This is a genomic window from Leptolyngbya sp. AS-A5, from assembly GCF_039962495.1.
In the GTDB taxonomy this organism is placed as follows: domain Bacteria; phylum Cyanobacteriota; class Cyanobacteriia; order Leptolyngbyales; family Leptolyngbyaceae; genus Leptolyngbya.
In genome coordinates, this window is sequence record NZ_JAMPLL010000057.1 from 1 (window position 1) to 14,043 (window position 14,043).

Here is a 14,043-nt window from a genome sequence, read left to right on the forward strand (position 1 = left end):
GGAACGAACCGGAGCAAAACGGGTCTTGGCGCAACTTGCAGCGGTGCGGCATTGGTTCTACGCGCCTGATTGTGATTTGGGTCGATGGCGGCTATGCTGGCATCGAGTTTCATCAGTGGGTGATGGATACGTATCGCTGGGTGCTAGAAGTCGTACAGCGAACTGAGCAAGTCAAGGGGTTCGTTCCGATTCGGCAATGCTGGAAAGTAGAACGGACATTTGGCTGGTTTAACTGGTGTCGAAGGTTGAGTAAAGACTATGAGGTTTTGCCAGAAACAGCAGAAGCGTTTATCTATGTTGTGAACATTCGATTGATGCTTCGCCGTTTAGCTTGATAGTCTTTTCAGACATCCTCTGAGCGCTCTGGAGCCTGAGCTTTGTCAGCGCCAGTGTTTAGCGGCAGGATTTCAACACTATATTGCTAAACCGGTTGACCCTGACAATTTGATCGCAATAATCTTAGACATCCAGACCTCGCCATCGAAGCGGCTACAGAGTCTTGATTCAGGACTTCAGTCAGTTGCATAATTCAAATCTAGAAGAAGCAATTTTTATACAAGTACCTGCTGATAGTCCGAGCCATCTGGCATCACCACTCCCTTCATTAGAGCATCGGTGAAATTAGCATCAGTCACCACAGCATTGAACATAAACGCATTTACCAGATTCGCTTCGATCAAGACTGCCCCCATTAGAGAGGCATATCCAAACTGGGCTTCTGTCAAATTGGCTTTCAGCAGAATGGCATGACATAAGTTTGCTTCCGTAAAATTGACTCGAGCTAAATTTGCTTCCCGCAGATTTGCCTGGCCCAGATTCGCTCCACTCAAATTTGCTTCCACAAGATTTGCCTTACTCAAATTAATCCCAGATAAATCTGCCCTAGCTAAATTTACGTGAGCCAGGTTGATCCCTTCAAAATTTCGCTCTCCAGTGGCGTAATTTTGTAGTAGTTCTGCGTTCATTCTGGCTCCTCGTTAATTACAAGCTTCACAGTCAAAAATGAATATGAGAAGTAATAGCATATAAACTAAAGAACTCTTTCTATTCTCCAGGTTAAAAACAGATTTTCAAGGCACTATTGAGATTCATCTGAGGTAGCAACGCTTGAAACTACGGCTGCTAGCTCAACTGGATCAATCGGCTTTGGAACATATCGCGCAAATCCTGTGGAGACCAGTCCTGATGCCATTCCCCCTCGATCACTAGAGGTGAGAGCGATTGCTGGAATCTCTTTACCCCTATCTGTCTCCAATACCTTGACCTGCTGCATTAATAGATTGGCATCCGAGATAGCAGCATCACTGACAAGGACATCGGGTTGAAATTGATTTAAGGCTTCAACAGCTTTCTGTGCTGATTCCACAGCATTGACAGCAGCACCATAGCCTTCCAGGATGACGGTTAACATCTCCCTTACATCAGGTTCGGGTTCGACAACTAGCAGTTGTAGACCCTTCAAAACCTGCTGAGTTTGGGCTAACTTCTCTGCTGGAGTCAGTGTTTGGGGTGGAGAGATACTGGTGGACACATCGGTTGGTAGTGGCAACAGGACCGTGAATGTTGTTCCCCGTCCCTCTCCTTGGCTTTCCACATGAACGGTTCCCCCATGTAACTCAACTAAGTGGCGAGCGAGCGCTAGTCCCAAGCCTAGTCCCTGATGGGAACGTTGAGTACTTCCATCCGCCTGACGAAATCGCTCAAAGACATGGGGGAGAAAGCTGGGCTTGATACCTTCTCCAGTATCTTGAATCTGAAGTTGAGCGCGATTACCAAAACGGCCTAAGCGAATGCTGATTTGCCCCCCATCGGGGGTAAATTTAATGGCGTTTGAGAGCAAACTCCACACAACCTGCTGCAAATAGTTGGGGTCGCCTCGCAGCGGCCCGACAGAAGATTTTAGATGGACTGCTAGCTCAATCGATTTCGCCTCAATTGCCAACCGCAACGAGGCAATTCCCGCTTCGACAATCGACGTCAGATCCACCCAAACGGGGTTGAGCTGTAATTTCCCCGTCACGATTCGAGCAGTGGTGAGCAGATCATAAATAATCTGAACTTGGGCTTTGGCATTGCGCTCAACTGCCTCCAGCGCCTGTTGTGCGGTTCGCTCATTTAGGCGCTGCCGCTGCAAAATGTTTGCCCATCCCAAAATTGCGTTCGAGGGGGTTCTTAATTCATGAGAGAGGGCCATCAGAAATTGGTCTTTTAAGCGATCTGCTTCCAATGCCCGCTGGTGCAGTTGGGCATTATCAAGAGAGATCGCCGCACGGTGTGCCAAGTCAGTCGTTAACATCAAATCGGTCTGGCTATAGCGACGTTCTGAGTTGGAAACGGCAAGTAAGAGCGTCCCAAAAATGCAATCGCGTGCCTTCAAAGGTAAAACCATGATGGATTGAACAGCAAGCTGGCAATAGAGTTCCCGCAACTGCTGGTCCTGAACAATGGATCGAGCCACAACATCAGACCACTGGACAACCAGTTGAGGCATTCCGGTTTGCAGCGCTCGGACAAGCAGGCAGCTAGAACGAGCAACACTGGCTTGACAATATCGCCCCAACTGATCAACTAAAGATTGCTTTTCAGGATTGTAGTGAAGCGCTGCAACAGGCTGGAGCCGCCCATCTTCCTGAAGCTTGTGGATTAGGCAAAAGTCAGCCAGGAAGGGAACTACCAGTTGGGCAACATGGGCAAGTGTCGTGTCATAGTCGAGTGAAGAAGATAAAACAACGCTGGCTTCGCACAAGAAAGCATAGCGTTGCTCGGCTTGCTCTGCCCGAATGCGAGCCCCTTGTGCCTCGATGAGTAATTGATTACGCTCTTGCTCAATGCGCTTTCGCGCCGTAATGTCTTGAAAGAAAACAGCCACCCCCTCCGCATAGGGATAGAGGGTATTTTGAAACCAGCAATCTAAAAAGGGAGAATAATCTTCAAAGCTAAGGGTAAACCGTGTTCGAGCCACCTCTTGGCATTGACGGTAAAACTCAGAATCGATCGCTTCTGGAAAAACATCCCCCATGCTTCTACCAATCAATTCTGACTGCGTTTTCCCCAGCAACTCCTCGGCTTTTGGGTTGACATAGGTATAGCGCCACTCGCGATCATAAGCACAAAACCCATCAGTAATGCTCTCGAAGATTTGAGCGAGTCGCTCATTGGTCGCCTTTAGCGCAACTTCTAATTGTTGCTGCTTTGTCGTTTGAGCAGCAAGTTTAGTATTGAGGCGAGTTAAGGCAGTCGCTCTTTCTTCCACCTGGCTCTGCAGGTTGGTGCAGGTCTCCTGCATCTTCAATTCAGCTTGCTTGCGAACCGTGATGTCTTGATAGAGCACTACTAATCCTGCGGCGGAAGGGTAGGCATGAATCTCAAACCAGACATCGAGCGGTGCGTAGAATTCTTGGAAGTAGATTGAACGTTGCTCGGTGAGCGCTCGCTGGTACTCTCGATAGAAGTTGGTTTCAACCGCTTCTGGATAAAGCTCCCATACACATTGTCCTAACAGGGCTTGGGGAGTCTGACCAAGGATTTCGGCACCTCGCTGATTGACAAAAATAAAACGCCACTCGCGGTCAAACGCGACAATCCCATCGGTAATCGTATCGAGAATGCTATTCATCTGCTATCGCCGTTCCAGTCCCTCGTTACACTTTAGACAAGCAGCATTATTGAAGGCAAGCCACCAATGCCTCCTAACAACCATCGGAATCTTGACTAAGGTCCCCACTCTTGGAGCAATAGGCTCCTCAAGCCTTAATCTTTAGTCGCGATTCCTCCAAGAGAATATATTTGGCAATTGTCATCTCCATTGAGACGTAAAACAATTCAACTACGATTAGCAAACCATTTCTCTACCAGCCTCACGAATACTTTATTCGATGGATGAAGCTAAACCATTCTTTAGATAGTGGACATAGCGGAAGTTCAGATCACCTGGTAGTAAAGAATACAAACTTGCTGTAATTCACGGGTTGAAGGAGCATTCCAACCGCTCATTAGGCCTGTCATGCCGCAGCGACAAAGCTAGAGAATTGGAGGAGGTTCCTCTCGTGACTACCTAGAACCAAGAATTTCACTTAGAAAGAATTACGAATCGATAGCTGTGTAACTGCTCCCAAGCGGGAGGGTGTACCGTGCTTTGTAATGAACCTTTGGGTTGCTTCCGCTAAGCTAAATTGCCTCACTTGTTCCGTAAGAGAGCAAACATAACATGTCGTCACCTTCTCAATACCCAATTCTCTTAGCTGAGGATAATCCAAACGATCTGTTGTTCATAAAACGGGCGATCGACCGTGGGAGCCTACCAGTCATCCTCTACCACGTGGTCAATGGGGAGGAGGCCGTCAGTTATTTGAAGGGAGAGGGGCAGTATGGGGATCGCGAGCGCTACCCCTTACCCAGCTTAGTCATCTCCAATATGAAAATGCCTCGGATGAATGGGTTGCAACTCTTGCAATGGATTCGGCAGCGATCGGCGTGGAGAGATTTGCCTGTAGTTGTGCTGAGCAGTTCTGGAGATCCAGGGGAGGTTGGGCAGTTTGAGCGACTGGGCGCAAATTCGTATTTTGTTAAGCCTGTTGATCTCAACGATTTAGTAACCACCCTCCAACAAGTCATCGCCTTCTTACCCCCACTGGGTTAGAGGGTCGGCTTTTAAGCTTAGCGTTAGCATATGAAGGTGTTAACTACAGCCTGCTTGTTGCGATCATTCAACAGATTCACTTAAGAGTAGTCTGCTAATGACTGGTTGCTCAAGCAGTCCTGCTTCAGGAGGAGGCTAGACAATGTCAGGAGCAAGACGGATATTACTGTCTCGCTATGGTATCGCTGCACTGGTAAGCTTACTAGCGTTACTGATCCGGTTTCTGCTAGTGCCAGTGCTCGGCTATGAAGCACCGCTATTGGTCTTCATCATGCCTGTCATGTTTGCGGCCTGGTATGGTGGACTAGGTCCAGGGTTACTGGCAACGGCCTTAAGCGCTCTGGTTGGCACCTACTTTTTTGTCCAACCTTTATATAGCCTCAGTGTTACCGGGATAGCAAACGGAGTGCGGATTGCGATCTTCCTGACCGAAGGGGTGATGATTAGCTATCTCAGTCAGGCCCTTATCACATCTAAGCAGCGGAGTGAGAAAACAACCCTGGCATTGGGGGAGAGCGAGGAAAACTATCGCCTACTTGTAGAGGGGGTGCAAGACTACGCCATCTTCCTACTTGATCCCAATGGCAAAATTACAACCTGGAATACAGGAGCAGAGCAGGTCGAAGGTTACTCTACCTCTGAGGTGTTAGGTAGGCATTTTTCATTATTATTTCCACCAGAAGCCCTTGAGCAGCACCAGCCAGAGCAGGAGTTACAGATTGCTACCACAGAAGGTCAATATAAGGGACAGGGCTGGCGGCGACGAAAGGATGGGTCGTTATTCTGGGCAGATGTGGTACTGAGTGCCTTACGAGACAAGCAGGGTAATTTGCGGGGTTTTTCAAAGGTCACACGCGATGTTACCGATCGCAAGGCAGCAGTAGATGCATTACAAGAGAACGAACAACGATTTGTTACTTTAGCTCAAGCCTCTCCGGCTGTCATTTTCCAATTTAATGCAGCGAATGAGTGTATCTATATCAATTCCCGTTGGAGTGAGTTAACAGGTTATTCGGAGGCATCTGCTTTGGGAATGGGCTGGGTAAAAACTTTCCACCCGGACGACAGCGATCGTTTGGTGCGAGAATGGCTACAGTGGACGCAGAATGCTCGTCAACAGAGTATTTACCAGAATGAGGGCAGAATTGTGTGCCTAGACGGTAGTATCCTCTGGTACTACATTCAAGCGCTTCCACTGATTGAGGCTGGCTCTGTGAAGGGGTATATTGGCGTCCTGATTGATATCACTCATCGCAAACAAGCCGAGCAAGCAATTCTGAGTTTAAACCGAGAACTCCAGCGGCAGTTAGCGGAGTCTAAAACACTATTAGACGTTCTCCCCGTTGGTGTTGGTATTGCTGAAGACCCCCAGTGTGAAAAGATTCGGGTCAACTCAGCCTTTGCTCAAATGTTAGCGATCGCTCCGACTGAAAATGCGTCTTTAAGTGCACCAGAGGGCGATCGCCCCACAGGCTTTAAAATCTATCAAAATAACCAGGAATTGGCCCCAGAAGATTTACCTTTACAGCGTGCAGCGGCTGAAGAAATTGAAATTCGGGATCTTGAGCTTGACATCGTTTGGAACGATGGCCGTACCCTAACATTATTAGAGTATGCTGCCCCGCTCTTTGATGAACATGGACAAACGAGAGGCAGTATCGGTGCGTTTTTAGATATTACCCACCGCAAGCAGGCTGAAGAGACATTACGTAAGGCTTTAAGTGACCTATCTAATGTCAAGTTTGCCCTCGATCAGGCAGCGATTTTAGCCATTACTGATGCTCAAGGAACGATTACCGAAGTCAACGATAAATTCTGTGAGCTCTCTAAATTCTCCAGAGAAGAACTGGTTGGGCAGAATCACCACATTATTAATTCGGGCTACCATTCCAAAGAATTCTTCCGCAATCTTTGGGCAACGATTACTAGGGGCGAAGTATGGCATGGCGAGATCAAAAATCGGGCCAAAGAGGGCACCTACTATTGGGTAGACACAACCATTGTTCCCTTGCTTGACGAGTCGGGGAAACCCATTCAATATCTTGCTGTCCGGTTTGATATCACTGCCCGCAAGCAGGCAGAAGCAGCCTTAGCCCAAGAGACAGCGAATAGTGATTTAGAGCGCAAACGCTTACGAGCCGTTCTCGACATTCTGCCAGTTGGTGTGTTTATTGCAGATACGAATGGGCATCTCCTCGATATGAATCCAGCGGCTCGCACGATTTGGGGAGAAGAAGCTCCGTTGCTGGACTCAACGGATGAGTACCAGGAATACAAGGGGTGGTGGTCTGGAACCAATCAGCGTCTCTCTAGCCAAGACTGGCCGCTAGCCCGCACTTTACAAGAGGGACGAACCTTCTTGAATGAAGAGATTGAAATTGAGACGTTTGACGGTCAGCGTAAGACAATTTTGAATTCAACCATTCCCATTCAAGATGGAGCCGGGACAATTTCCAGTGCAGTGGCAGTCAACGTTGATATCACCCGACGCAAACAGACAGAGGAATCCCTGCGTCGCACAGTTCAACGATTGGAAACCTTACAACAGATCGATCGCGCCATTTTAGAAGCTACCTCATCCGCAGCCATTGCTGGCTCCGCCCTGCAACGGCTTAATCAGGTGATTGCGTATCAGCAGGCAGGAGTTGTGCTATTCAATTTTGAGGCTCAGGAAGCTCAAGTGCTGGCAGGAAAGGTTGACTCGACAGCGGCAGGTTCCGTCTTGCCCATTACCTCACTCTCACCAATCGAGAGCTTGCACTATCGGGAAACAGTGCGCTACATCGAAGATTTGGGCAGCATGCTTCAGCGTCCTCCCATGTTGGAGTATCAGTTTACCCAGGGAACCCGGAGCGTCCTGATTGTTGCTCTCTTGGTAGAGAGAAGTTTGATCGGAGATTTGTATTTATTTGCTGAGGCACCTGCTGCTTTCAATGCCGAGCATCGGGCGATCTCCCAGGAAATTGCCAACCAGCTTGCCGTTGCGATTCAACAAGCCCGGTTGCGAGAACAACTGCAACAGTATACGGCTGAACTGGAACAACGGGTAGAAGCGCGAACCACCGAACTTCAGGACGCAAATGAAGCGCTGCAAGCCTTTACCTATTCGGTATCCCATGACCTACGTGCCCCCCTTCGCTCGATGGAGGGATTAGGGACGATTCTGCTGGAGGATTATGGCGATCGTCTCGACGAGGATGGGCAGGAATATATGAGGCGGATTGTGCAAGCGGCTCAAGAAATGGACACCTTGATTTTGAACCTACTGGACTACAGCCGCCTCAGTCGGGCAGATATTCAATTACAGGCACTGGATCTCAATCGGGTAGTCGCAAAAGTCGTAGCCCACCTCCAAGATGACATTGCTGCTAAGCGCGCTCAAGTTAAGGTTGAGCCAGATCTCCCCAACGTTATGGGGCATTACATCACCCTCAGCCAAATTCTCACCAACTTACTGACCAATGCACTGAAATTTACTCACCGCGATCGCCAACCCCAAATTCATCTTTGGGTGGAAGAACGATTCGATGGAACAGCCGAGTGGGTACGGTTATGGGTGGAAGATAATGGTATCGGCATTGAACCTAGATTTCAGGAGCAAATCTTTCAGGTGTTTGAGCGTTTGCATAGTGCCGAGACCTATCCAGGTACAGGCATTGGGCTGGCGATCGTTCGCAAAGGAGTCGAACGGATGGACGGGCGAGTTGGCGTCGAATCACAGCCAGGGCAAGGTAGCCGATTCTGGATCGAGTTACGCAAGCCACCTGCATAATTTGAAAGAAATACGTATTTCATTCCTATGCGAATTCTGGTAGCTGACGACAATCCCAATCAACGACTTCTTATTATTCGAGAACTGAAAAAAGAATTTTCAGGGCTACAGACTCAAGAAATTGTCGATGAAAACACATTTGAGCAAGCGCTAGCGGACAATCGATTTGACGTAGCAATTATCGATTATCAATTGTTGTGGACTACTGGACTAGACTTGCTGCATCGGTTAAAGCAGCGCTCGCCTGATGGTCCAGTCATCATGTTTACCGATACTGCTAATCAAGAAATTGCCGTTGAAGCCATGAAGGCAGGTTTAGATGACTACATTTTGAAGTCATCTAAAAATTATGTGCGTTTGCGGGCATCTGCAAGGGCAGCTGTAGAACGAGCTGGAGCCAGGCAGAGAGCCGCTCTATTAGAGATTCGTTACTAATCATTGCTAGAGCAACTGAGTATTGGAGTGTTTCGGGCAACGAGCGACCGCCGTTTAATTGAAGCGAATCGCGCCTTTCTTCAACTATTTCAAATTAATTCTCTCGCAGACGAATCGATTAGCCAGTTCACCGAACAGTTGTCAGAAGCCACAGACCTTTCACCCGGGCAGAAGCGAGAGCGAGAATTGCAGTTGACCAACAAGGCGGGCGACCCGCTTTGGATTCGTTTGGTTGAAACCCTCAGTTCTATCACTGGAGAAGCAGTCATTAATGGGTTAGTGGAAGACATTACAGAACTCAAACGTTATGCCAATCGGCTACAAACTATCCAGGAGGAAGAGCGGCAGCGCTATACTGAGCAGCTTGAGCAGGAGGTGAGCCGTCGTACCCAAGAGCTAGAAGAAGCAAATCGCGACTTGGAGGCGTTTGCATACTCGGTGTCTCACGACCTACGAGAGCCGCTGCGTGCAGTACGCGGGTACGCTCAAATTCTATTGGAGGACTTCGCCAGCGAATTAGATGCAACCGGTCAGGCATACGCTGCTCAAATTCGGGACAACACCGATCTGATCGATGACATACTCCAGGGGTTGTTGTCTTACAATCGGCTGAGTCAAATGGCGTTAGCACCACAAGCGATCGAGCTCAACACTATTGTGAGAGAACTTCTCTCTCAGCTTGAAGTTCAGTTACGACAAGCTCACGTCATTGTCGAAGAACCCTTGCCCACTGCAATAGGACACTACCTAACGGTGAAGCAGGCAATCACCAATTTAATCACCAATGCCCTTAAGTTCGTGGCTCCAGGCGTACAACCTCAAATCCGAATTTGGAGTGAGCGCCGCGATCAGTTTGTTCGTTTATGGGTTGAGGATAATGGCATTGGCATTGCTCCTCAATACTACGACCAGATTTTTCGTATTTTTGAGCGTCTCCATGGCGTGGAAAGCTACCCAGGTACAGGCATTGGGTTGGCGATCGTCCAGCGCGGATTAGAACGAATGGGTGGACGAGCCGGTGTTGAATCCCAAGTCGGCCAAGGCAGCCGCTTTTGGATTGAGCTATCCGCGTTTGAAGAAGGTGCAATTCAAGGTTAGTCATGAAGCAGAAATTCAGAAAACAATTTATCTTTGCCTTGAAAGGCTTTACTGAATCGTGAACGTAGACCCCTAGTAGCAAAAAAGACAGGCTTGGGACCGGCGGTACTGGAACTTCTGTATCTCAGCTAACAGAAAAATTCAAGCCGAACTGATATGCTTTCTACCTCTATCTAAAGATAGTTGCAACGCATCAATATTTATTATTTTTCTTCGAGAAGTATCAGTATTAGATAAACTGGCAATGCCCAACGCCGATCGATGCCCGAATCATTTGAGTACTACCTAGTATTGTTCTTGATCCTGCGCTTTCGCACGTGCCTCTAACGGCTCCAACAGTTTCGGCTCTTGGATCGCTAGCCGTAAATGTTCATCACGTTTTACCCCTCTCAATGCACTTTACAAATTAAGAGCAGGCTTGAAGGAACCGGATGATTCACTTTTTGCTGATTGATGACAACCCGAGCGATCGCACCTTCATTGTGCGGGAACTGGAGCGAGAATTTCCTGGATCTAAGGTCACCCATGTCACCCATGCTGCTAGTTTTGAACAGGCTTTAACGGATAGAAGCTTTAATTTCGTCATCACGGACTATCGTCTCCGCTGGAGCGATGGATTGACCATTTTACGCAAAGTTCGAGACTGTAATCCCAACTGCCCAGTCATCATGTTTACTGACAGTGGGACTCAGGAAATTGCCGTCGCAGCGATAAAGGCCGGATTGGATGATTACCTGCTCAAGTCTTCTAAACAATTTGTCCGGTTGCCGATTGCTATTCGGGCTGCCTTTGATCGTAGACAAATAGAGGCAGAACGGGATCAACTGCTGGAACGCGAACGGGCTGCACGGGTTGAGGCGGAAGCCCAAAAAAAGCGCGCTACTTTCTTAGCAGAAGCAAGCCAAATGCTAGTGTCTTCACTGGACTACCGCCAAGTGCTGACCAGTATCGCTCACATGGCAGTTCCCACATTCGCCGACTGGTGTCTTGTTGATATTGTCAAAAATACAGGCGTGGATTTCACCAAACCTATTGTTGCAACGAGTACGCCAGACATAGAGGCGTTGCTGCTTCAATTACGGCAACACTACCCACCCGCCCCGGATGCACTTTGCGGACCTGCCAGGGTACTGCAAACTGGAACTCCAGAATTAACGTCTGACCTTCCTGAAACCACTCTCCTAAAGATCGCTCAAGATGAGAAGCATTTAGGACTGCTGCGTCAGCTTCAAGCGAAATCTTATATGACAGTTCCAATGAACCTGGGGAATCGCACCCTCGGCACGATTGCTTTCGCCTCTGTCGGGGGCGATCGTCGATATAGTCAGGCAGACTTGGAGATGGCATTGGAGCTAGGCCATCGAGCTGCGATTGCACTCGATCATGCTCGGCTATATCAAGAGGCTCAGGAAGCGAATCGCATCAAGGATGAGTTTCTAGCGATCGTGTCCCACGAGCTTCGCACCCCGGTAAATGCATTGCTGGGCTGGGCACAAATGCTTCGCGGCCGCAAGCTGGATGAGGTAACAGCAGCAAAGGCACTGGAAACGATCGAGCGCAATGCCAGACTCCAAAGTAAGCTCATTGACGATATCCTCGACATCTCCCGCATTGTTCAAAATCGAATTCGTCTCAATCAGATTGTGGTTCACTTGGTTCCGGTGATCAACGAAGTGCTGGAAGATATGCGCTCCCTTGCTACGGCGAAGGAAATTGAAATTGAATCGATCTTTGATCCGTCGATTGGGCTAATAATCGGCGATCCAGAACGCTTGCAGCAGGTTGTTGGCAATTTGCTTTCTAACGCCATCAAGTTTACCCCGCAGGGGGGACATGTTGTGGTGCAGTTATCGCAAATTGGCAACCAGGCTCAAATCACTATTTGCGATAACGGTCAGGGAATCCCTGCCGAGTTTCTCCCTTATGTATTTGATCGCTTCCGTCAAGGCGTTCACACCACTACTCGGAAACATGGGGGGCTGGGATTAGGGTTGGCGATCGTCCGACATCTAGTTGAGATGCAAGGCGGTAGAGTGTTTGCAAACAGTGCTGGAGAGGGATTGGGGGCAACCTTTACTGTGCAATTGCCGATTCAAGAGCTGCAATTGAGTGCACAACCTGAGCCAGAAAAGTCAGCTATCCCGTCTGAACTTCCCATGATAGCCAACTTGAGAGTCCTTATGGTCGATGATGACCAAGACACGCTTGATCTCATGTCCTTTGTCCTGGAGGAGTGCCAGGCTGAAGTTAAAACCACAAGCTCTGTGGATGCTGCATTAGCTGTGTTCTCTCAGTTCAACCCCCATGTTCTAGTAAGTGACATTGGAATGCCTGAGAAGGATGGCTACGATCTCATTCGGAAAATTCGGCAACTGGAAACTGACCAAAATAATTTGATTCCGGCAATCGCGTTGACCGCATTTGCGAAAGCAGAAGATCAACAACAAGCCCTCTCTGCTGGATTTCAACGCCATATGGCCAAGCCTGTTAATCCGTACGACCTCGTTGCGGTGATTACTAGCTTAATCAGCTAAGCCAGCTTTATCTTTTCTAAAGATTCTCCAGATTAAATTCAGACGTTGCTAAATGGACAATTGAACGTATTGTATAAAGAGGTGTTGTTAACAAGCCGTTGTACCGTGTCTTCTGAAGAACGCTTCCACATTCTGGTCGTTGATGATCTATTCGATAACGTTCTGCTCCTGCAAACTTTATTGGAGGCTGAGGGGTATGAGGTGGAAACCGCTGAGAGCGGAACTCTTGCCCTGGAAAAGATTGAAGCGAATCCACCTGATTTAGTGCTGCTCGATGTCATGATGCCTGATATGAACGGGTATGAGGTGACGCGTCGAATCCGAGAAAATCCAGCATTGCCCGACTTTCCCATCCTGCTCATTTCGGCTCACGAGCAGGACAACGCAGTTCAAGGATTAGATTTGGGCGCGAATGACTTTATTCGCAAGCCATTTGACTTTGAGGAGCTGTTTGCAAGAGTACGGGCTTTCTTAAGATCCAAACCGCAAACTGCATCGTCTCGAGCGGTATTAGTCGTCGAGGATATTCCCTTTGATGCACTCCATCTCGAGCGAGTCTTTCGCCAACTCAAGCTCACTCTTGTGATTCATCAGGTTTGCAGAGCAGAAGATGCGATGAACTATTTAAGGGGTGAGGGGCCTTATGCCGCTCGGTCCCGCTATCCACTGCCTGACTTTTTGGTCCTCGACTTGAAGTTGCCCGGAATGCCAGGCCTCGATTTCCTTCAGTGGCTGCGGCAACAGCCTAATCTAGAGCAATTACCGGTTATCGCCATGACGGGTTGCGGCGATCGAGACTTACCACAAGCTTACAAGCTAGGTATCAACTTCTACTTGCTTAAACCAGTTGAGATCAGCACCCTCACTACCGCTTTGCAAGAACTTAGCTTGATATGACTTGAACATAAGCTGAGCGGTTTCTCAATCTAAAGATTGGCACCCCGCCCGTCTTTCAGGCGCTGCTCGATCTTCTGCTGATTGGTACTGCGACTACGCTTAGCTGCTTGATAATGCCATTTTAGCGAATCCACCCACTCTAGATGTGGAGAGATATTTGCTAGTAAACGACTTTATTTCCAATTCACAGTTTTGTCCTAAGCAGGATTGAAAGGCCGTGTCGTCCTTGTTACTGGTGTTAGTCGGCGTAAGGGGATTGGCTTTGCGATCTTCGAACAATCAGCAATGCTAGGTGCAAACGTATTCATTCTTTTTCCCATTTGATGCCAGTCAACCTTGGGGTACTGATCCAGATGGAATTGCTGCACTCATCGCAAGCCTTCAGCAACACGGCACTCATATTGCACACGCTGAAGCAAATCTTCTTGAGCCCGCTGCACCTAACCAAATTATGAACGCTGCTATGCAAGCCTTTAGTCACATCGATATTTTAATCTGGGATTTATTCATGATTTGCCTTCTGACAGTTTAATTTGAGTCAACATTAACTCAAACTGAACGCTATCACGTTGTCGGTGGCAACCAAAAAATTGCGGAAGGATTGTACAATCGGTTGCAAAATCAGGTGCAATTGGGCAAACAGCTGGTTGCCGCTCGAAAAGATAGTG

General features: G+C 48.3%; 10 protein-coding genes. 8 read left to right on the top strand and 2 right to left on the bottom strand.

Translation table 11 applies throughout. From position 1 onward, the window contains the following. A partial coding sequence (locus tag NC980_RS25220; RefSeq protein WP_190378045.1) for a transposase occupies positions 1-335 on the top strand: 335 nt, incomplete at its 5' end. Positions 336-551: 216 nt separating this feature from the next. Here the strand turns inward: NC980_RS25220 and NC980_RS25225 are convergent. Then, positions 552-965 (bottom strand): pentapeptide repeat-containing protein, encoded by a 414-nt coding sequence (locus NC980_RS25225; RefSeq protein ID WP_190378046.1) that lies wholly within the window; start codon positions 963-965, stop codon positions 552-554. Between the two features lie 113 nt (positions 966-1,078). Next, complete coding sequence (locus tag NC980_RS25230; RefSeq protein ID WP_190378047.1) at positions 1,079-3,616, bottom strand: PAS domain-containing protein; 2,538 nt, start codon at positions 3,614-3,616, stop codon at positions 1,079-1,081. Positions 3,617-4,207: 591 nt separating this feature from the next. Between NC980_RS25230 and NC980_RS25235 the strand changes: the two genes are divergently transcribed. The 7 genes from NC980_RS25235 to NC980_RS25265 all read left to right on the top strand — a co-directional run bounded on the left by NC980_RS25235 (position 4,208) and on the right by NC980_RS25265 (position 13,907). Next, positions 4,208-4,639 carry a response regulator gene (locus NC980_RS25235; protein ID WP_190378048.1) on the top strand — a complete coding sequence of 144 codons (432 nt, stop codon included), beginning with the start codon at positions 4,208-4,210 and terminating at the stop codon, positions 4,637-4,639. A gap of 142 nt (positions 4,640-4,781) precedes the next feature. Continuing rightward, positions 4,782-8,411, top strand: a complete 3,630-nt coding sequence (locus tag NC980_RS25240) for a PAS domain S-box protein (RefSeq protein ID WP_190378049.1) — start codon at positions 4,782-4,784, stop codon at positions 8,409-8,411. Between the two features lie 27 nt (positions 8,412-8,438). Continuing rightward, on the top strand, positions 8,439-8,846 hold the full coding sequence (locus NC980_RS25245) for a response regulator (protein WP_199298632.1): 408 nt from the start codon (positions 8,439-8,441) through the stop codon (positions 8,844-8,846). A 3-nt stretch (positions 8,847-8,849) separates the two neighbouring features. Beyond that, positions 8,850-9,944, top strand: a complete 1,095-nt coding sequence (locus NC980_RS25250; RefSeq protein WP_199298633.1) for an ATP-binding protein — start codon at positions 8,850-8,852, stop codon at positions 9,942-9,944. Between the two features lie 431 nt (positions 9,945-10,375). Beyond that, positions 10,376-12,478: a response regulator gene (locus NC980_RS25255; protein WP_190378050.1), complete on the top strand. Its 2,103-nt coding sequence runs from the start codon at positions 10,376-10,378 to the stop codon at positions 12,476-12,478. 105 nt (positions 12,479-12,583) lie between these two features. Further along, entirely contained in the window at positions 12,584-13,375 is a 792-nt protein-coding gene (locus NC980_RS25260) for a response regulator (protein ID WP_190378051.1), read from the top strand. Between the two features lie 292 nt (positions 13,376-13,667). Further along, a complete protein-coding gene (locus NC980_RS25265) occupies positions 13,668-13,907 on the top strand; it encodes a hypothetical protein (protein WP_190378052.1) in 240 nt (79 codons plus the stop codon). Positions 13,908-14,043: the final 136 nt, after the last annotated feature.